20 protein-coding genes and 4 pseudogenes are annotated in these 21,260 nt (G+C 34.2%); all 24 read left to right on the top strand.

Annotated elements, in window-relative coordinates; translation table 11 throughout:
- The first annotated feature begins 37 nt into the window (after window positions 1-37).
- The 24 genes and pseudogenes from LV469_05140 (at window position 38) to LV469_05025 (ending at window position 21,260) form a co-directional block, all read left to right on the top strand.
- Entirely contained in the window at window positions 38-673 is a 636-nt protein-coding gene (locus tag LV469_05140) for an energy-coupling factor transporter transmembrane protein EcfT (protein UHR03586.1), read from the top strand.
- Complete coding sequence (locus tag LV469_05135; protein ID UHR02033.1) at window positions 670-2,139, top strand: ABC transporter ATP-binding protein; 1,470 nt, start codon at window positions 670-672, stop codon at window positions 2,137-2,139. Before LV469_05140 ends, LV469_05135 begins: the two co-directional genes overlap by 4 nt.
- A 1-nt stretch (window position 2,140) precedes the next feature.
- Window positions 2,141-3,898 (top strand): ABC transporter ATP-binding protein/permease, encoded by a 1,758-nt coding sequence (locus LV469_05130; GenBank protein ID UHR02032.1) that lies wholly within the window; start codon window positions 2,141-2,143, stop codon window positions 3,896-3,898.
- Entirely contained in the window at window positions 3,898-5,607 is a 1,710-nt protein-coding gene (locus LV469_05125; GenBank protein UHR02031.1) for an ABC transporter ATP-binding protein/permease, read from the top strand. The genes LV469_05130 and LV469_05125 overlap by 1 nt, the downstream gene beginning before the upstream one ends.
- Before the next feature lie 77 nt (window positions 5,608-5,684).
- Window positions 5,685-5,720: pseudogene (locus tag LV469_05120) on the top strand (hypothetical protein).
- 24 nt (window positions 5,721-5,744) lie between these two features.
- Window positions 5,745-6,776: pseudogene (locus LV469_05115) on the top strand (polysaccharide biosynthesis C-terminal domain-containing protein).
- Window positions 6,777-7,091: 315 nt separating this feature from the next.
- A complete protein-coding gene (locus tag LV469_05110) occupies window positions 7,092-7,508 on the top strand; it encodes a sigma-70 family RNA polymerase sigma factor (GenBank protein ID UHR02030.1) in 417 nt (138 codons plus the stop codon).
- A gap of 660 nt (window positions 7,509-8,168) precedes the next feature.
- Window positions 8,169-10,001 (top strand): recombinase family protein, encoded by a 1,833-nt coding sequence (locus tag LV469_05105; GenBank protein ID UHR02029.1) that lies wholly within the window; start codon window positions 8,169-8,171, stop codon window positions 9,999-10,001.
- Window positions 9,949-10,239 (top strand): RNA methyltransferase, encoded by a 291-nt coding sequence (locus LV469_05100; GenBank protein UHR02028.1) that lies wholly within the window; start codon window positions 9,949-9,951, stop codon window positions 10,237-10,239. The genes LV469_05105 and LV469_05100 overlap by 53 nt, the downstream gene beginning before the upstream one ends.
- A gap of 175 nt (window positions 10,240-10,414) precedes the next feature.
- A pseudogene (locus tag LV469_05095) lies at window positions 10,415-11,349 on the top strand (IS3 family transposase).
- A gap of 398 nt (window positions 11,350-11,747) precedes the next feature.
- The gene (locus LV469_05090) at window positions 11,748-12,227 is read left to right on the top strand and encodes a (2Fe-2S)-binding protein (GenBank protein UHR02027.1); all 480 of its coding nucleotides are present in this window, start codon (window positions 11,748-11,750) and stop codon (window positions 12,225-12,227) included.
- Window positions 12,228-12,293: 66 nt separating this feature from the next.
- On the top strand, window positions 12,294-12,623 hold the full coding sequence (locus tag LV469_05085) for a 23S rRNA methyltransferase (GenBank protein ID UHR02026.1): 330 nt from the start codon (window positions 12,294-12,296) through the stop codon (window positions 12,621-12,623).
- 581 nt (window positions 12,624-13,204) lie between these two features.
- Window positions 13,205-13,735: a GNAT family N-acetyltransferase gene (locus LV469_05080; GenBank protein UHR02025.1), complete on the top strand. Its 531-nt coding sequence runs from the start codon at window positions 13,205-13,207 to the stop codon at window positions 13,733-13,735.
- A 211-nt stretch (window positions 13,736-13,946) separates the two neighbouring features.
- Window positions 13,947-14,165 (top strand): helix-turn-helix domain-containing protein, encoded by a 219-nt coding sequence (locus LV469_05075; protein UHR02024.1) that lies wholly within the window; start codon window positions 13,947-13,949, stop codon window positions 14,163-14,165.
- A gap of 429 nt (window positions 14,166-14,594) precedes the next feature.
- Complete coding sequence (locus LV469_05070; GenBank protein UHR02023.1) at window positions 14,595-15,089, top strand: hypothetical protein; 495 nt, start codon at window positions 14,595-14,597, stop codon at window positions 15,087-15,089.
- Window positions 15,090-15,335: 246 nt separating this feature from the next.
- Window positions 15,336-15,596, top strand: a complete 261-nt coding sequence (locus tag LV469_05065; GenBank protein UHR02022.1) for a hypothetical protein — start codon at window positions 15,336-15,338, stop codon at window positions 15,594-15,596.
- A gap of 355 nt (window positions 15,597-15,951) precedes the next feature.
- Window positions 15,952-16,242, top strand: a complete 291-nt coding sequence (locus tag LV469_05060) for a DUF3847 domain-containing protein (protein ID UHR02021.1) — start codon at window positions 15,952-15,954, stop codon at window positions 16,240-16,242.
- A 318-nt stretch (window positions 16,243-16,560) separates the two neighbouring features.
- On the top strand, window positions 16,561-17,004 hold the full coding sequence (locus tag LV469_05055; GenBank protein ID UHR02020.1) for a hypothetical protein: 444 nt from the start codon (window positions 16,561-16,563) through the stop codon (window positions 17,002-17,004).
- 14 nt (window positions 17,005-17,018) lie between these two features.
- On the top strand, window positions 17,019-17,462 hold the full coding sequence (locus tag LV469_05050) for a hypothetical protein (protein ID UHR02019.1): 444 nt from the start codon (window positions 17,019-17,021) through the stop codon (window positions 17,460-17,462).
- Between the two features lie 455 nt (window positions 17,463-17,917).
- Window positions 17,918-19,552: a MobA/MobL family protein gene (locus LV469_05045; GenBank protein UHR02018.1), complete on the top strand. Its 1,635-nt coding sequence runs from the start codon at window positions 17,918-17,920 to the stop codon at window positions 19,550-19,552.
- Between the two features lie 73 nt (window positions 19,553-19,625).
- The gene (locus LV469_05040) at window positions 19,626-19,799 is read left to right on the top strand and encodes a hypothetical protein (protein ID UHR02017.1); all 174 of its coding nucleotides are present in this window, start codon (window positions 19,626-19,628) and stop codon (window positions 19,797-19,799) included.
- A 76-nt stretch (window positions 19,800-19,875) separates the two neighbouring features.
- A pseudogene (locus tag LV469_05035) lies at window positions 19,876-19,922 on the top strand (hypothetical protein).
- A 79-nt stretch (window positions 19,923-20,001) separates the two neighbouring features.
- Window positions 20,002-20,394, top strand: coding sequence for a DUF4368 domain-containing protein (locus LV469_05030; protein UHR02016.1), 393 nt, complete (start codon window positions 20,002-20,004; stop codon window positions 20,392-20,394).
- A gap of 239 nt (window positions 20,395-20,633) precedes the next feature.
- The gene (locus LV469_05025; GenBank protein UHR02015.1) at window positions 20,634-21,260 is read left to right on the top strand and encodes a TetR/AcrR family transcriptional regulator; all 627 of its coding nucleotides are present in this window, start codon (window positions 20,634-20,636) and stop codon (window positions 21,258-21,260) included.

Here is a 21,260-nt window from a genome sequence, read left to right as displayed (position 1 = left end):
AATCTTGTTACTTGCAATCACTGTATTTGCCGCAACGATGGCTCCATCGTTGCGGCATGTATGGCTATTAGTGTTATTCATCACACTTTTTGGATGCACATGCGGGAAAGCCAAACGCTCTTTATGCCATCTGATCTTTTTTGCTTTATTTTATTTACTGACCCTTTACGTTCTCTCTCTTGATACGGGTGTTGTATATACGATGTTTGTCGCATGGATGGGGCTTTTCTACAAAGTGTATCCTTGTGCAATGCTCGCTGGAATCATACTGTCCACAACGAGAGTAAATGAATTTCTGACAGCAATGAATAAAGCACATCTTTCTAAAGGAATATACATTCCGTTGGCGGTTATGTTGCGATATATTCCGACAATTCAAGAAGATTGGCACTATATCAAAGACGGTATGCGTTTAAGAGATGTATCACTTTCTTTTAAGGGTTTTATTCATCACCCTGGGATGACAATTGAGTGTTTGTATGTCCCGCTTTTAATGACTGCGTCCAAGGCAGCTGATGAACTTGCAATTGCATCTGTAACAAGAGGCATTGAAAATCCTCATTCACGGACCTGTCTGATACAAATCAAATTTAGAATACAGGATATTTTGGTAATCATTTGTTTCTTGTTTCTTTTGGCGTTGAACGCAGGTGAGATTGGAGGTGCGGTATGATCCAATTCAAAAATGTTGGCTTTGCCTATGCAGGGACAACCGCTTCCGAAATCGGAGTAAAACATATTGACCTATTTGTAGAAACAGGAGAATGCGTTTTGCTTTGCGGTCGTTCTGGGTGTGGTAAGACAACAATTACAAAATTGATTAATGGACTTATCCCTAATTATTTCCCTGGCGAGTTAAATGGCGATGTACAAGTGGATGACCTGAAGGTTTTTGAAACACCTACATATCAACTTGCTGAAAAAATCGGATCTGTATTTCAAAATCCGAGGACCCAGTTCTTTAATGTAGATGTGGACAGTGAAATCGCATTTGGAATAGAAAACGCGGCTGTCCCACCGGAGGAATTGCATCGTAGACTTGGAAATACTCTTGATGTCTTACATATCCGTCATTTGCAGGGCCGAAATATATTTGAATTATCCGGGGGCGAAAAACAAAAAGTTGCCTTTGCGTCTGTGTATGCAATGGACCCGGATATTTACTTGTTGGATGAGCCGTCTTCTAACTTGGATATGGCCTCAATAGCGGACTTAAAAAAATATTTGCAGCTTCTGAAAAAAGCGGGAAAAACAATTTTAATTGCTGAACACCGCCTTTATTATCTTCTTGATATAGCAGATCGCATTGTATATTTGTCAGAAGGGGAAATCCAGGCAATTTGGACGTCAGCAGAACTCAGAAAGCTCTCGGATGTTGAAAGAAAGAATATGGGGCTGCGCGCTGTGGCGTTAGAAACTGTGTATCCCGTTGTTGCCAATGTTCCAATTCAAAAACCTGTACTGGAAATACAAGATGTATCACTATTTTACAAAAAGCAGATGATTATCAGTCACATCTCAATGCAGGCTTCTAAAGGTGAAATCATTGGCGTTGTCGGATGCAATGGAGCTGGGAAAACGACATTCCTTCGTGCTTTATGTGGGTTGCATAAAGGATCCACAGGGAAATTCTTGTGGCAAGGCAATGCACAAAATGAAAAGGAACGCATGAAGCGATCTTTTATGGTTATGCAGGATGTTAACTACGAATTGTTTGCAGATAGTGTAGAAGCTGAATGTACGTTTGGAATCAGATACACTGATCCTGCGCTGGTGAAAAGAGCATTAGATGATTTGGACCTTCTTTCTGTCCGTAAACGGCATCCGAACACACTTTCCGGAGGACAAAAGCAGCGGGTTGCTGTAGCCGTTAGTATGATATGCGGTAAGGAAGTGGTGGTTTTTGATGAACCAACTTCGGGTCTTGATTATGACAGCATGGAGCAAGTTAGCAAATTGATTCAGGACCTTGCAAAAAATAAAGTCATATTTGTTGTCACTCACGATTATGAATTTGTCTGCCAAACATGCTCGCGTCTGATTCGCTTTGATTGTCACGTTTTGGCAGATGATATTCCCGTTTGTATAGAAAACAAGGAAAGAATTTATGCACTTATGGAACAGGGGGAGAAAAAGTGATATGGAGCAGAAACAAGAAAACCCAATAAAACTTCTTTTGTCATGGTCGGGGAAAAGTAAACGGTATCTTTTTGCGTCCGTCGCCTGTGCTTTTGCAAGCGGCTTATTTGTAATAGGGCCGTATATTGGCATTTATAACCTTATGGATGCGATTTTATCCGAAAATATAACACAACGGTTATTGGTGAATAATATCGTACTGATTTCTGCAACAACTATCCTGCGTATGATTACTTTGGCTTGTTCAGGCGTTCTTTCTCATAAAGGAGCTTATGGTGCATTATATCGTGTACGTTGTATGATAGTGGAACATTTGGCAAAAGTTCCGTTAGGCGTACTGGATGATCATAGCACGGGAGAAATCAAAACTGTTTTAAATGAGGATATTGAAAAACTGGAACTATGCCTTGCTCATAATATTCCAGAGTTGGTAAGTTATCTCACTGGTCCGATAGTCATTTTTATTTATTTAATGACAGTAAACATTCCATTAGCGATAATTTCTTTGATTCCCCTTCCGATTGCAGGAATTGTTATGATACATCTTTTTAAGGGTATGTCAAGTATCATGCATGATTCAAACCAATCTCTTATTGCATTTAATTCGATTATGATTGAGTACATTCGCGGAATGCGGTTAATTAAAGCCTATAATATGGGAAGTAAATCGTTCAAAAAATTCTCGGATGCCATTAAAGAGGAAAGCAGAGTATGGAATTTGATCTCGCGTAAAATGGGACCTCCCTTTGCAATTTTCATTATTATTCTGGAATGTGGAATGGTTCTTTTGGTTCCTATTGGTGGAATGCTGTTTTTAAGAAATTCTATCACTTCCAGTGTGTTTTTGCTTTTCGCTTATGTTGGTTCTCTATATTTAACTGAGCTACTTCCACTTCAGCAGTTAGGAACAACCTTTGCACAGGCATTGAATGGAGTTACTAAGACAAAGGAAATACTGGAGTTGCCTGTTTATGAAAGCGATGGGGATTTTCCTACACATTGTGATATTGCCGTTAAAAACATTTCCTTTTCATATGATGGGAAAAAGAATGTTCTGGAGAATTGCAGTTTGTATGTAACTGAAGGAGAGAAAATAGCTCTGATTGGTGTTTCCGGTGCTGGTAAAAGCACAGTCATTGAGCTGATCTCCCGATTTTACGATGTGCAGGAAGGTCAGGTATTAATCGGCGGTATAAATGTAAAAAACATAAACTATGAAAAATTGCTTCAAAACATATCCATTGTATTTCAAAAGACGTTTTTGACCCGCGACAGTGTTTTGGAGAATATCCGAATGGGCAGTAACGCCACTCTGGAAGAAGTGAGGGCAGCCGCAAAAGAGGCACAGATTGATGATTTCATCATGTCTTTGCCAGATGGATATGATACGAAAGTAGGCAGTTTTGGCTCCCGTTTCTCTGGCGGAGAAAAACAAAGGATAGCGATTGCAAGAGCTATTTTAAAAAATGCTCCTATTCTGATATTAGATGAAGCCACAAGTGCAGCCGATCCCGAAAATCAGTTGGAAATAGATCGGGCAATTGAGAATCTTTGCAAAGGGAAAACCGTTTTGATTGTCGCACATCGTTTGGGTGCAGTTAAAATGTGTGATAAAGTGGCAATTGTCGAAAATCACACGATAACCGATGCAGGCACCCATGAAGAAGTCCTTTCCAGAAATAATTATTATAGAAAGGCATGGAGCGATTACAATGCTTCAAGAAAAATCGTCTATGGCGGGAAAGGAGATGAAGCATAATGAAAGAAACAGGGCCATTGCATAAAAATATCCACTTTAATATAGGCGTGATATTCACGGTTATTGAAGGTTTTCTTTCTGGATGCAGTTATATGACGATTTACCTAGTCATTCAGATCCTGCTCGGCAAGAAAACAACTACAACAGACATCTTAACGATCACAGGAATTCTGTGCGTAGTCTATGCTTTGCGAGTGCTTATTTACAGTATAGGTTATACACAGAACCAGATCGGCGGGGCTGCCGTTTCAAAAAATCTTCGCCTTTTCCTTGGAGATAAATTTAAGAGGATTCCTCTCTTTCGCTTCACACATGGGCAGGTGGGGCAATATGTAAATACAATGACATGCGATGTAAATAGTTATGAACAAATATTGACACACAAGGTAAGTAACTTGACCAAAAATATTGCTCTGGCCGTTATGGTTATTGTATTTATCTGTTATTTGTATCTGCCCGCAGGAGGGATCCTTTTGCTTTCTACTTCCATGCTGATTCCTGAAATGTGGCTTTCTTTCCGAACGGTAAAAAAGTATGGAACCAGAAAAAATAAGGTTTCATCTGAAACAGTAAGCAGCATTGTGGAATATATAGAAGGTATTCAGACGTTTCGTGCATACGGCGTGGCTGGCACAAAAAATAAGGCAACCACAGAAGCAATGCAATTGTTCAGTCAGGTCAGCTTTGAATATGAAGCACATGGTATTCCCATAAACTTTGCTTTTAACATTATTAACTGGCTTATGGTTCCTTTTATTATGTTTATTGGGATTTCTCCGTGGATGGCAGGAGAAATTCAGACGATTGATTTTCTGCTTTTATGTATGCTCCCTATGTTGCTGGCAAAGCTAATCGGGGCAATTTCAGTAGATTTGTTTAGCTACAAAAACCTTGTGATTTCAAAAAACAATATTTTAAAAGTAATCCATGAGCCAGAAGAAAACGGCAGTACAGAACTGTTCACAGTTAAGAATTATGAGATTGTTTTTGATAATGTGGACTTCTCCTATATTCCTGGCGAAGCAGTTTTGAAGGAAACTTCCTTTATAGTTCCAAATCAGAAATTGACTGCAATTGTTGGTGATTCCGGTTCCGGTAAATCCACCATCTTGAACCTGATCGCCAAATACTATGAGCCGACTGGCGGCGAAATCCGTATCGGCGGTAAGCCAATCAGTCCTATATCCGCTGAGCGTGTGTTGGAACAAATTTCGATGGTAGATCAGGATGTATTTCTCTTTGATGATACCATTCGTGAGAATATCCGGCACGCCCGCCCCAATGCCACGGACGAGGAAATCGAGGCTGCCTGCCGGGAGGCTAATTGTGACGGCTTCATCCGCAAGATGGAAAAGGGATACGATACGCCGACCGGCGAAAACGGAAACCTTCTCTCGGGTGGTGAGCGTCAGCGAATTTCAATCGCCCGCGCTATCCTGAAAAACAGCCCGATCCTGCTTTTGGATGAAGCAACGGCGTCCCTTGACATCGAGAACGAACTGGCAGTAAAGCAGGCCATCGCCAATCTGCTGAAAGAGAAAAAGACTGTGGTAATGATTGCTCATACCCTTTCCATCGTCAAAAATGCAGATCAAATCCTTGTGGTATCTGGCGGAAAGATTGCTGAAGCCGGTACTCACGATGAATTGCTGGCTAAAGGCGGAAAGTATGCGGCCATGTGGAACGCCGAACAGAAATTATCTGCATAAGGGAGGTCTTAATGAAACTTCATGCGTCCGGGGAGGACTATCTGGAAACCATTCTTGTTCTTCAAAAGAAACTCGGTATGGTACGCTCCGTAGATGTGGCTCGGCACATGGAGGTGTCAAAGCCCAGTGTGTGCCATGTAGTAGCAACCCTGCGGGACGGTGGCTTTCTCACGATGGACAGCGACTATTTCCTGCACCTGACCGAGATCAAAGCTTATGGTATCAGATACCTAAGAGTAATCTTTATCGGTTCCCTCTTTGTAAATTTTACACAGTCCGCAAACATGGTTATGCGTGGCGAAGGTCTAATGAAAAAAGCCATGATGATAATGGGACTTGGAGCTTTACTGAATATCATTCTTGATCCGATTTTAATGACAGTTATGGGTGAATACGCCATTGAAGGTGCTGCCCTTGCAACGATTACAGCACAGTTTGTTCAGGCGGTTGTAACGCTGCACTACTTCCTGAAAAAGAGTAAAGTCGTTAAAATTCATAAGATTAAGTCCGATGAAGAAATAAAAAAAGAAATGTTTGGAGTAGGCTCATCAGCTATGATGATGCAGCTTCTGTTCATGATTCAACAGACTATGCTTTATAAAATGGCATTTAAGTATGGCGGAGATCCAAATGGAATTTTGATGGCAGCATCGCTTCGTGTATATGCCTTTTCGTTCATTCCACTTTGGGGAATGAGTCAAGGATTGCAGCCTGTTATCGGAACAAACTTCGGAGCAAAGCAATATGAAAGAGTAAGGCAAGCAATGAAGGTATTTTCTATCGGAGGACTTGTGCTTGCGGCAATCTTTTGGATTCCATCATTATTGCTATCAAGTCAGATACTTTCTTTGTTTGGAGTAGAGACAAATATCATAGAACAAGGGGTAGGAAATTTCAGACTGTTCTATTCCGTATTTATTTTATATGGAGTAATGGTCATGAGCATTACATTTTTCCAATCTATTGGAAACGGAAAGAAAGCGGGGATTATTGTTATGCTTAGACAGCTATTCCTGTTTGTCCCTGCAATGATTCTTTTGCCAATGGTATTTGGAGTAAAAGCTGTTTGGTTCACACAGCCCCTTGTTGATTTCATTATGATTGTTGTTGGAATCTTCATGATGCTTGGAGAACTAAATAAGATGAGCAAAGAAAAAGTACAAGCATAAAAATTCTTATTATGTGCGTGGACACCTGAAATAGTAGAAGGGCTTAATTTATGAGGAATAGTTAGTTGTAAAATGGAGGGACAGGATATGATAAAAGCTATATATTTCTTTGAAGTTATAACTCAAAACAAAATCCTTCCTTTTTCTTATAAGATTTACAGTTGTCTGTCTTTCCATATTCTCGTCTAAATAATTAAATATAGTAAAAGAAAGAACAGGTTTCTTTCATTTTAGAGGACTTCTTATGCCAAGATGCAGGAGTCCTCCTTTTTTGTCTGAAAAACAAATAGACAAAAAAGAAATGGAGGAAACTTTATGGCAAAAGAGTATTACCTTTATGTCAGAGGGCAAAAGGTAAAAGTCAGTGAAGATATTTATAAAGTCTACTGGCGAGAAAAAGAACACGAAAAGTATTTAGAGCAGGTGGACAGAAAAAACCACCTGCTTTTCTTTTCCTCTTTGGATCATGATGGACATTTTATAGATAACATCGCTGATGAAAACGTTGATGTAGAAAAAATAATTGAAACTCAGATCTTAATTGAAACAGTCAGAAAGGCTATGTCAAGGCTGAATGATGAAGAAAGGGACATCATAGAGCGTTTGTATTTTAATGATGAAACATTATCGAGTGTAGCAAGAAGTAAGAAAGTAAGCTATCAAGCTATACAATGGCGAAAAAACAATATTCTTAAAAAGCTAAAGGTGCTTTTGAAAGAATTTATAAAGTAAACGCCTTGTAGATGGGGGCAGATTTTCCTTTATAAATTGAAGGGAGATCTGTCCTTATATTTTTTTAAAGAAGTGATGAAAACAATAAAGTTGAAGAGAATCTCTCTTAAAGCCGTTAGGCTATTGTTCCTTGAAAACTGAATAGACCATGACGGGACTTTTAATTACTTAGTGAGCGTAAGGAATTTACGCCATGACTTTCCTGCTGAAGAAATTCGGTTTAAATGAATACTGTCAAAGACAAGGATAGAAGGAAACGAGCGATAAATAAATTTTCTTAAAGCAAAGAACGAGGATAACTTTGCGAGCGATGACCTAAGTAATGATAATGATACTTCTTTAGTGAAAGCCGGCTCATCTTAACAGGGGCGGTGGTGAGATTCCAATGTTGCTTATCCTAAGCACCCGTTAATGTCATAAAACTTTAGATAAAATTATATGAGGAGGATTTAGAATGAATAATGAACTATTAAGATATAGCCTCCAATTATCTATGCTGTCTATGTTACTTTCTAAGCACTTGCTCAGTGATATTGAATATAAAAAGATAAAACTAAAGCTGATGAAAAAGTATAATATCTCTACAGAATTATATTTATAATGTTTTGCAAGTGTGGTATAATAGAACTGCATAGAAAGATACAAAAAGGAGGCAGTGCAGTGAAAAAGGATGTTAAAGTTATTAAAGGTGATACCACACTGAAAAGAACTGCATCAGGGTGTGTTCAACGCTCAATAAAGAGAGTGGCAGCTTATTGCAGAGTTAGTACGGATACTGAAGATCAGATTAATAGCTATAATTCTCAGGTAGAACATTACACAGAATTTATACAGAAAAATAAAGAGTGGACTCTTGCCGGAATATATGCTGACGAGGCGATAACAGGAACACAGGTTGATCGAAGAATTGACTTTCAAAGATTAATAAATGACTGTATGAACGGCGATATAGATATGATAATTACAAAGTCTATATCAAGATTTGCAAGAAATACATTAGACACCTTAAAGTATGTAAGAAAGTTGAAAGAGTTTAATGTTGCGGTCTTTTTTGAAGAGGAAAACATAAACACCTTAACAATGGACGGAGAGTTGCTTTTAACAATTTTAAGTTCAGTTGCGCAACAGGAAGTAGAGAACATTTCAGCCAATGTCAAAAAAGGTTTGAGAATGAAGATGGAAAGAGGAGAAATGGTAGGCTTTCAAGGGTGTTTAGGCTATGACTATGATCCGGAAACTAAAAGCATTTCTATCAATGAAAAAGAAGCTGAGATTGTAAGATATATTTTCAGAAGATATATTGAAGGTGTTGGCGGTATGGTAATCTCCAGAGAACTTGAAGAACAAGGATATTTATCGCCAAGAGGAAATAAAAGATGGACGGAAACAACAGTTTTAGGAATCATAAAAAATAAGAAATATAAAGGGGATCTTATGATGGGAAAGACCTATACGGTTGATCCTATTTCAAAGAGAAGATTGGATAATTTCGGAGAACAGGATAAGTTTTATATAGAGAACCATCACGAGCCAATCATTTCGGAAGAAGATTTTGAAAAAGCTCAAGGTATTAGATTAAGAAGGTCAAAAAACAGAAATACCGTTGCTAATAATGGCGGTAAGAGAGAAAAGTATTCAAGAAAATATGCTTTTAGCAGTATGCTTGAATGTGGATTTTGTGGTCATAATCTTTCAAGAAGAAATTGGCATTCGAGTTCAGAGTATACAAAAGTTATATGGCAGTGTGTCAATGCTACTAAAAACGGAAAGAAGTATTGTCCGCATAGTAAAGGGATTGAAGAAGAAGCCATAGAAAAAGCATTCATGGAAAGTTATCGTCAGGTATGCCACAATAATGTTGAAATTACTAATGAATTCCTTAAAACTGTGGAAGAAGAATTGAAAGACAACAGTTTAGCTAAAGACCTGAAGAAGATAACAAATCAACTTGATAAGATACTAAAGAAAGAAAAGGATCTTGTTGAGTTAAGGCTGAATGAGTCAATCAGCATGGATATATATCAGGATAAGTATAATGAAATAGCTATTAGTAAAGAGAAATTACTTGCAGAAAAAAGGACTTTAGAAGTAACACTCACTGATGAAAAAGCGTTGAAGAAAAGGCTCGAGGGGTTTAAAAAATTACTTGAGTCCAATAAATATCTTGAGGAATTTGATAGGGCAGTATTTGAAAGTATAGTAGATAAAATCATCATTGGGGGAACTAACGATGAAGGTGAAATTGATCCTGCAATGATTACTATCATATATAAGACTGGAAAAAAAGATTCTCAGGACGGAAGATTATTCAAGAGCAGAAGAAAAAATGCCAAGAAAGTTAATGAGGAAACTGACAACAAATTGTATCCTCATTCAAGCGACGAGGTTAATAATTTGTATTCCTATCCTATTGACAACACATGTGGAGACGGTAGCTCTGTTGTCCAAACTAAATACAGAACATCATTTAGATATAGAAATAGGGGAAGATGAATTATCTGAAATTGACTTTTCAAAAGACGCAACTTATGGAGAAATTAAAAAGTATGTGTTAGATAAATACGGACTAAAAGTTTCAAGCCTATATATTGCACAAATAAAAAGGAAACATGGTCTAATAGAGAGAGAAAATTATAATTTTAGTAAGAAAGAAAATCAAAGAGTGCCAAATTGCCCAGAAGAAAAAGAAAAAGCAATCGAAGATGCTTTAGAGCATTTTGGAATGATTTAAATAATATCTAAGATTGAAAATTTTAGATCATTGTGCAGGGTTTCGTGTCATAATAGTGATAGAGGCAAATAGTTATGTAAATATAAAGAGTTCAAGACTTCTACCAAAGTTTAAAACTCAAAAAATAAATAGTTGGTGTGCTGCTTAGAGTAACCATTTTGATAATGTGGATGCGAAACAAAAAGAGATAATCAGACTTCGTAAAAAATTGAAACAGGTTGAAATGGAGAATGATATTTTAAAGCAAGCTGCACTACTGTTAGGCAAAAAATAGACCTCATTATCTCGAACCGAGATAAATATAGCATTAGTGCAATGTGTAGACTACTTGGGGTCACAAGAAGTTTAGTCTATTATCATTTGAACAAAGAAAAAGATGTGAAATTAGATGAAGATGAAAAACTAATAGAAGAAATAAAAGAAATATTCAGAAGAAGTAGAAACAACTATGGAACACGCAAAATAAAAAAAGAACTAGGGAAAATTGGATATAAAATATCGAGAAGAAAAATAGGCCGAATAATGAAGAAAAATGGCCTAGTCTCAAACTATACAGTAGCACAATATAAAGTAATAAGATCCAAATGCAACGAAGAAGACATCCCTAACCTTTTAAATAGATAATTTGACAATAGAGACTATTTAGAAGCAATAGTAAGCGACCTAACATATGTAAGAGTAGGAAAAACATGGAATTATATATGTTTAATAATAGACTTAAACAGCCGTGAAATAATAGGATACTCATCAGGTAAAAACAAAGATGCAAATCTAGTAGCAGAAGCATTTTACTCAATAAGGCAGCCACTAAATCGTATAAAAATATTTCACACAGACAGAGGAATAGAATTTAAAAATATAAAAATAGAAGAAATATTAAAGGTATTTGGGATAAAAAGATCGCTAAGTAAAAAAGGAAGCCCATATGATAACGCAGTAAGCGAAGTAGTCAATAAAGTAATGAAGACAGAATTCATATATCAGGAGAACTTTACTAATTTCCAAGAACTTAATCTAAAATTAGCAGAATACGTATATTGGTATAATAACCTAAGAATTCATGGATCTTTAGGATATAAAACACCAGTAGAATATAGAAAAGCAGAATAAAAAGCTCTGGAAGTTTCATAAATTAAATAAAATATATGAACAGACTGTCAAGGGCAAATTTCAACGAAATTTGGGCGAAGCCTTTACCCTTGATTGTCTGAGAATATATTTTATAATCTAAAGAAACTTTCAAGCTTGATAATGTTCGGTTATAAATTGTCTAAAAAAGGGTTGCCATTCCATGTATTTGGGTTCATTAGAAGAATGCCGAGCAATGGGTAACATGACGCTGATGTGTTTATACACAAAAAAGCTACACGTGCGTTGGCTGACAACAGGGAGCTAAGTAAATTAACACCAGCTAAAATGTTTGACGCTATTAATAAATGACAAGTATATGAAATTGGTTTTACCTAGTTTAAAAAAGAAATTATAATGAAAATATGGAGGCTAAGAATATGAAGATTAATAATGAATGTTGTTGTGGATGCAAAACAGAAAAGCCGGATCAAATTAAAGACAATTGTCCTGTATGTAATAATGAAGGGATTTCCGTTAGTAAAGTAACTGTTGAACATCTAGTGGTAGATGATTATCGTAATGCTGTTAACGGAGATCAATATAAGATTTGCATGAACGAGGACTGCGACGTTGTTTACTATAACTTAGATAATGAAATAAAATTCTTGAAAGACCAAGTTAGAGTTCCTATCTGGGTTAAGAAAGATGCAGATCCTAAGTATGCTTGTTATTGTAGCGAAGTCACAGAAAATCAGGTAATTGAAGCAGTTGTAAAGCATGGCGCGAAATCCGTAAAAGAAGTAAATGTCATCACTGGGGCAATGAAAAATTCTAATTGTAAAGAAAACAATCCGTTGGGAGTTTGTTGTCATAAGATTATTCAGGAAGCTATCGATAAAGGCTTGAAAATGAAATAATTACAGTCGATATGTTCCTACAAACGAGAGCCAATCTTTGATATGTTTCCATCTACGAGCGTGGATATGTTCCCCATAACCATAGGGGTTGAGACGGTAGCACTTTTGTCCAAACTCGATGTCGATAAGCATATAGACGTTGAAATTGAGCTGGATGAGCTTGATTTGACCAGTGCGGAGAGCAAAGCAACATATGCTCAAATCAAAGAATATGTTGGGAATAAATTTGAATTAAAAGTTTCGACATTATATATTGCACAGATAAAAAGGAAATGTGGAATAGAATTACGAGAACATTACAACAAGTCTAAAAAGGAGAAACAAATTATTCCACAGTGTACACCTGAAAAAGAAGAAGCCATCATGGATGCTTTGAGGCACTTCAAAATGATTTAATAGGAAAGAATGCCAGCATATGACTTTCTGCATTTATGACATTCCTACTTGGTATAGGAACAGCTATTATTCTTTTCTTGCAAGGTATCAATTAGAAAATAGGCTAAATATAAAGATTGATAGGACCATTTTTATATTTAAAGAAGCGTTGAAATGATTGATAAAAGCAATAAAAAATTTTGGGATAAATTTGCTAAGCTATATGCTCCTTGTATGAAAAAAACAAAGGAGTATATGATAGAGTTTGCGAATACATTCGTCCTCATTTGAATAAAGATATGTAGGTGCTTGAACTTGTTTGTGGAGTAAGATCTTTCTTATCTTATAAATTCCATATTACAAAGCATAAGAATTACAAGTTGCTGGAAGATTATGATGAGAGAAATGGTTTTGATATTGAAAAGTATATTACACGAAAGGGTAAAACTAAGATAAATGGTAATACAGTGATAACAAGATTGTAATATTTACTGTAAGAGTCTACACGGGCGAGGGATTATTTAAAAATAGTAGACTATTTGATATAATAGAATTAGATAAATTAGAATTTATCGGGATAAAAGAGAGGACTGCAAGGCCATATGAAGCATGAAGAAATAAGAGGAAAAAAAATTATACTGCGCAGGCAAAGAGAAGAAGACGCTCCGTTTTTCGCCTATTGGTTTAATCAGCCGCAGGTTATGTTTCAATGCGGATTTGAGAAGACAACCGATGAAGAAGAGGAGAAAAGAACTATTAACGTCAGCCACAAATCGGAAGACTCGGTTTGGTTTACGATTACTGATTTTGACGGTAATATTATTGGCGAGACCGGTTTGCTCCGTATGTTTCCCGCGTGGCACCAAACAGATCTGACGATTATTATTCCAGACCCTGAAATGCAGCATAAAGGATATGGTTCGGAAGCAATCCGCATCATGCTGGACATGGCATTTCATGATTATGAGATGCATCGTGTCTCGATCGGCGTGGTAGGGTTGAATACAGATGCACTGGAATTCTACAAGAAAATCGGTTTCAAGCAGGAAGGTATTTTAGAAGAGGCATATTATTATAACGATGAGTACAGCGATTTTATAATGATGCGAATCCTTAGCCAAGAATGGAAATAAGCGACAAATTCCAGTTTGTCGAGTCAAATAATTAAATAGAAACGAAAGAGATGATAGATAATTAAACTCTATCGTCTTTTTTTACTCAAAATAAGGACGGAATAACACAACAAATTCTCTAAAACAAATCACTAAATCAATGTAAGATTGAATGAAATCAATATTTATACTATAATTAAATAAATCTAATGAAGAGAAAAAGAGGGATATTATGGCACTTAACTATAAACCATTATGGATACAGTTAGCAAAAAAAGGATTAAAGAAAACAGATGTAATAGCTATGGCGGGACTAACAACAAATGTTATGGCACAAATGGGCAAGGATAAACCAATTACATTTAAGAATTTAGAAAGAATATGTAAGGCTCTATCTTGCACTCCTAATGATATTATTAGTTTTGAAGATGAATTTGAAAAAGAGATTTAAATTCTTATAGTTCTTTACACTTGATTTACAAGGGATCAAAGAAAATCTTAATAAGGGTTTCTAAAATTTTATTGAAATAATGTATAATTTGTGATAGCTTACTTACAATTTTAGAATTGTAATCTTTATATAGGGTGTTTTTATATCTTGTCAATGATTTTGTAAATATCTTTTAGATTGGAATCCAAAGTTTTGTGAGTAATTTATTTGAGAATTTACAAAACTTCTTAATACATGACCTGTATGCGTATAATGACATTGACAATAAGACATCTGTGATTATAGATTTTAAATAACTATATAAATTGTAAAAAAGTATAGCACTAATACTAGCAAGAAAATTTATACGAATTTAGTTGACACAACTAAGAAAAATTGCTCCCATTTACGAAATGGTTTATACTTCAAGAGAGGAGGTAAACTAAATTGATGAAAACACTTGGTATGTTAACAATCATCTGCTTAACAGCATCAATTATGATGGTGAATTTTATACTTATTATACCGAAATTTGGCTCGAAGCATTTCGGCGCACCTGATGATATCAAAGTTATGATGAGTAAGTTGCCAGATAAACCGATTTGGGTCAATATAATCGGCGGACTTATCATGATACTTGGATTGCTAGCCATTGCAGCTGTTCTAGGCTGGGCAATTGTTGATACAGTAAAATTTAGTTTAACTTTTCAGCAAGCCTTTGTTAGATTTTTAATACTATTTGAAGGATATAAGCTTTTTGATATTATCTTTTTTGATTATCTCATGCTTACCAAGTTAAAATTGCCGACTAAAGTTTACCCAGAGACGGTTGGTGCTAAGGGTTATGATAATTTTGGTTTTAATGGGAAAAGTCAGATTGCAAAAATTATAATCTTCTTTTTCGTGAGCCTAATTTTGGCATATTTACTGACCGTTTTGGTTTAACTAAAAATTCATAACTTGTAATGTTCAATTCAACTTCTTGGCTATTTGTTTTAAGGGGCTGTAGCTTAAAAAGAACCAATTATCAGAAATAGATAGAAGCCATGAACAGTTGTATGAAGATGGGTTAGAGTGAAATATAAACGAAAGAAACTTCAATCTAATGAATGTGAGCATATCTTAAAAACAAGACAAGAACCATTCCTATACAAATATCTATACATGCAAATTCATATAAGATAAAGGCGTATGATATTAGATGAAGCGACATCTAGCATAGATCCAGAAAATGAATATTTAATACAAAGAGCCATATCTAATTTAAGTAAAGGAAAAACTGTAATTATTATTGCCCATAGAATTGTAACAATAGAGGATGCAGACCAAATACTTGTATTGGACGATGGGGAAATTGTTCAAAGAGGAAAACACAGAGATTTAATAGAAGAAGAGGGACTATATAGAAGTTTTATGAGAATCAGGGGTAAAGTAGAAAATTGGAAAATATAATAAGGAGATAAAATAAATGTTAAAATTGAGTCACATATCATGTAGGGTTGATAATTTACAAGAGGCTTGAAAAAAATCACTGAAATGGGCTTTAAAATTGAGTGGGGCTCTAATAATATAAATAAAAATGGCAGAAGAATTTATCTACTAATAGCCTACATCTTTTATCTTTGTGAGAAAAATATGATAAAAAAGATAAACAAAAAGTTATAACATTCCAGATTGGGATTACATGGAAAGATATATAGAAAACGTAAAACTAAAATGTAATATAGAAATGTATAACATTTAGAAAAAAGACGATTAGAAAAATAAAAATCTAGTCGTCTTTTTTATTGTAGGAAAGGATATAAGTATGAAAAAATTAGATCAGATAAGACAAGAATCAAAAGAAATAAAAGATAAAATTGATGATAAAGAAGAAAGATTAAGGCAACTAAAAAATCAAGAAAAGAAGATATTAAAACAAGACATAATAAAAAGAAGAAAAGAAAGAACTCATAGGCTCATAACAAGAGGAGCAATCTTAGAAAGCCTTATAGAAAATGCAGAAGAACTAACAGATGAAGAAATAAAAATCCCACTAGAAGAAGCAACAAAGACAAAAGAATTTAAAGAAACACTAAGAATAATGAGAGCAAATTAAGAAAAATAAAATAATCAAATCTCCCTTAGATTTTCTAAGGGCGCAATTATACACCCTAAAGGGTGTGTGCGTTCTCCGAAGGCTCTTGCAGAGAGCATATCAGCTAAACACTGATACATGGGAGCTACACTCCTAAAATTAAAATAATAGTATGATACTAAACGAATTTTTGAGTGAAGAAATATGAATAAATATTGCGCGCATGGTGAAAAAATAAGATTGACATTTTGTATACAAAGATATATAATTTATACGTAATTTTGTGCTTAAAATTAGATATACATTAGTATCATTAATGTACTTTAAGGACGGTTAATTTTGGAGAAAATATATAGAAGAAGCCTAGTTGCGTTTATTTATAATTTAATAATAATGATTTTTGGAGTGTTTGTTGCATTTTTAATTTCCGGAGTAATTGGAGGATATAAAGTTGCAATTATTATATCTTCTATCATCATTATTTTGGTTGTAATAAGTATATTTAGGCAATTGAGAACTAAAATAATTATAAATGGAAATGGTTTATTAATAAACGATGGAAAAAAGGAATTTAACTATAATCTAAATGAAGTTCATATTTCTTCAGAACAAAGAAACAACGACTCGTTTTTCTTATATCTTTATACAGAAGATGGTAATAAGGAAATGTTTGATTTATCTTCGCTAGGAAAAAGAAAATATAATGAACTTATTGAAGATTTAGGAGTGGTTGGAGTAAAAAGCAAAACAATTAAATTAAATGATGTTAATAAAAATAATTAAAAAGGAGGATGAAAATGGAGAAATATTTAGAAGCATTTTTTTCAATGGGAGTATATGCTTATGTTGTGATTGCAATCTTTATATTAGTGGCTGTTTTTTCGTTTGTGTCAATTAAAATGAACAAAAATGCCTTGACTAAATGGTTAGCTGTACATCCTAATGCGGTGAAAATTGAGCTTTCTTCCGGAAATAATGTAATCACTCAAAAACAATTATATGCTAGAGTAATCAGTGGTGAAGCTGCTATTTTTAATGAAAAAGCAAAATATATAGTTTGTGCAGATCCAGGAGATATTGTTTTAGAAGTAACTTACACATATACTAGACCAGGAGTGTTACATAAAAATGTTACTACAACATGGGGACCTGCAAAAGTGGAGCTTAATGTTGAAAGAGGAAAAGACTATTTACTAAGTTTTGATAAGAAAGAAGAGCAATTTAAGTTATCTAGTAAATAATTATTTGATTGACTTGAGTTGAAGGAATAGCTATCGTTCAAAAATTTTGTATTAAAGACAGATATCATTTAATATTATGTATCGGTTTAATTAACAGCAAATCAAACAGGTTTGCTGTTTTTTGTTGTTCAAAATAAGGCGTCAATAAATAAGAAAAGGTACTTGACAAAACGCTTCATGCGGAGCCAAACCCTTGCAGGGAGCAACAACCATTCGCTTTTTAAAAGTCAAGGGTAAATAAACTCGCTAAGGCTCGCCCTTGACTTTTAAAATTTGAAATGAAAGTAACAATTAAGCCGACTAACTGCCTGTACCCGTAAGGGTGAAACAACAAAATTAATTCAGTAGTCGGCTTTTTTTAATTCTATCATTTCAAAACGCTCATTCACAAAGTGGATATAAAAAATCTATTAAGCCTCCACCTAAAACAACAAGAAAGAAAGGAAGTGATAAAAATGGCAGACAGTTTTCATTTTTCAGTAAACATAATATCAAGAGGAAAAGGCAAAAGTGCAGTAGCAAGTGCAGCATATATAAGTGGAGAAAAAATAAAAAATGAATGGGACGGAGTAACCCATGACTACACCAAAAAACAAGGAGTAATTAGCAAAGAAATATATTTGCCAGATCAAGCAACAAAAGAATATAAAGACCGAAAAACCTTGTGGAACTCGGTAGAACTATTTGAGAAAAATTCTAATGCCCAACTTGCAAGAAACTTTATCATATCTTTACCAAAAGAGTTAAGCATAGAAGAAAATAAAAAGATGATAGAAGAATATGTTCAAAACAAATTTGTAAAAGAGGGAATGATAGTAGACCTAGCAATTCATGATGAAAGTAGAGATGGAAATCAAAACATTCATGCTCATATAATGACCATAGTAAGACCAATAAATGAAGATGGAACATGGGGGCAAAAAAGTAAAAAAGAATATATCCTAGATGAAAAAGGAGAAAAGATTTTAAGCAAAAATGGAAAACCAAAGACAAGAAAAGTAGAACTAACAACATGGAACGATAAAGGCAATGTAGAAAAATGGAGAGAAAATTTTTCAGACCTTTGCAACGAATGCTTAGCAAAAAATAATATAGAAAAAAGAGTAGACCATAGGAGTTTTAAAAGACAAGGCATAAAACAAATACCAACAATACATCTAGGGGCAAGTGCTAGTGCAATGGAAAGAAAAGGAATAAGAACAGAAAAAGGAGATATAAATCGTGAAATAAAAAAACAGAATGAACTATTAAAAAACATAGGCAATGAAATAAAGAAAATAACATCATGGTTAGCAGGCTTTAAAGATAAGCTAAAAGAATCATACAAGGAATATAAAGACCAAAGTAAAAAGCAAATAGAAAATGAATCAGGACTCTTTAACCTCTATGAATATTTAAGCTTTTATCAAGAAATGCAAGAAAATAATAGAGCTGAATTATCATTTTATGGGAAAAGAAACAAGGCAATCTATGATCTAAAAAGATATGCAAGTGGAATAAATTATCTAAGAGAAAACAAAATAAAAACCATATCAGACCTACAAGGGCATATAAATAACCTAAGAAGCAAAAACTCTGAAATATATAAGACCATAAAAGAAAACAGTCAAAAGATAGAAGACCTTAATAAGTGTTTAGCCTATGCAAAGACTGTAAGAAAAACAAAAGCAACCTACCAAGAATATGAAAGCAAGAAAATATTCAAAGAAAGCTTCTACAAGAATAATCAAAAGGAAATAGACCAACATATAAGGGCAAGAACCTTAATTGAAAAAATTAGTGGAAAGAAAAATTTAAGAGAAAAAGAATGGATAGGAGAAATCAAAAACTTAGAAGATGAAATCAGTAAATTAAATACAGAGTCAGAGAAGATAAGGGAAAGATACAAGGAAATAAATCATATCAAATATGCAGTAGAAGTAGTAAATAAAGAATATGGTATCGACCTATCAATAGAAATTGACAAGGCGATTAAGAGAGGAGAAAAAGAAAGTATCATAGAAAAGATAAAAGAATATAAGCAAGATAGTGATATGTTTAATAAAAAAAGACAATCAACCAAAGACTATTACAAAAATCAAGAAAGATAAGACCTGGTAAAAATATTTTATCCAAGCTACAATATGACCAAGAAAATAAAGGCAGATCTAGGAGGTAATAGAGATGAATAAAAGGCAAGAGCTAATAGATGAACTCATAAAAGCAGACCAAGATGGAAAATATAAAACATATAAAAGCACAGAAGAAATAAAAGCAATGAATAATGAGGAAATACAGATTATATATTCCAACATGAAAAACTATCTATCAGACAAAAGAACACATATAAACTACTAAAGGTGGAAAAGCCGGATTTAAAAGAGATTGGTCAGGCAGAAAAACAGATAAAAGCCGCCCCCCTAAAGATGAATATATTTGTTCAACATATAACTTAGCAAAAGGGAATTTTGAAGAAAAATGTTCATCACACTATATCAGGAACGAAGTTCTTAATAAATTAGTTTTAGAGACTATCAAAGAAGTAAGCGAGTATATAAAGTTGAATGAAGAAGAATTTATAAAAAAAGTGTACTCAACCTCAAAAGAGCAAATGGCATTAGAAAAATCCATTGAACATTCAAAAAGTATATTAAAAAACTTTGAGGAAGATAGTATTAGAGCAGATAAGTTTATATCACTTGTAAAGAAATATGCTGATTTTAGCGAACTTACAACTCCAATGATAAATGAATTTGTAGATAAGATACTGGTTCACGAGGGTAAATGGGATAACTATGAAAGAACACAGGAAGTTGAAATATACCTGAACTTTATTGGCAAGTTTGAATTGCCACAAGAAGAACCTAAAGAACTTACGCAATATCAACTTGATGAACTAGAGAAGCTAAGGAAAAAGAGAGAGAAGAAGCGAGAGTATAATTACAGATATTAAAAAAAGAAAAAAGCCAGTATGGAAAAAAATTATGACTTTGTGGTCGGCGTAGTTTTAAAACTGCACCGACTATTTTATTTCATACAAATAAATATGTAAATCAGTAAATTTTCTAAAAAACATCTTACAACTATTGTTAGATAAAACTAACTGATGTATAATCAATAATATCATTATTGATAATTTGATTATTGATTATACTATTAAAATTAAAGTTTTGTAAGAATGGAGGAATGGACATGGCAAATAGAAACCATGAACTTGATAAACCAATCATTGAAGCTGCTAAAATAGAGTTTTTGCAAAATGGATTTCAGGCTGCTTCAATAGGCAATATTGCTAAAAGAGCGGGAGTTACAACGGGAGCAATCTATACAAGGTATAAAGGGAAAGATGAACTTTTTTATAGTTTGATAAAAGAATTTTTAGAAGCTATAAGTGTGAAAAGAAAAGAGAACGAATACTCGTATAGGGAATATTGCGTAGATAAAAACTTTGATCATTTTTTGCGTAGCATTCAGAAAGAAACCAAAGGATATGTAGATGTGTTATTTAAATATTATGAGGAGTGCAAACTAATACTTTGCTCAAGTAAAGGCAGTTCTGTAGAAGCAATATTTCGTGAAATGATGAATAAAAAAATTTCCATAACAAAACAATTTATAAGGGAAAATATAGACCCGAATATAAGTGAGATGAAATTAGATTTGGTAGAGCTTTTGATGAATCAACAATTTAGTGCTTTTAAATTAGTGATTGAAAAAGGATATAGCAAAGAGGAGACAATCGAGTACACAAAAATGCTCGGCGAATTTATTGGGGCGGGTTGGGAAAAGATATTTGATGAAATTATAAATAGGTATTGA

Source organism: Peptoniphilus sp. GNH, assembly GCA_021307325.1.
GTDB lineage: Bacteria > Bacillota > Clostridia > Tissierellales > Peptoniphilaceae > KA00134.
This window is presented reverse-complemented; position numbering and strand designations above follow the sequence as displayed.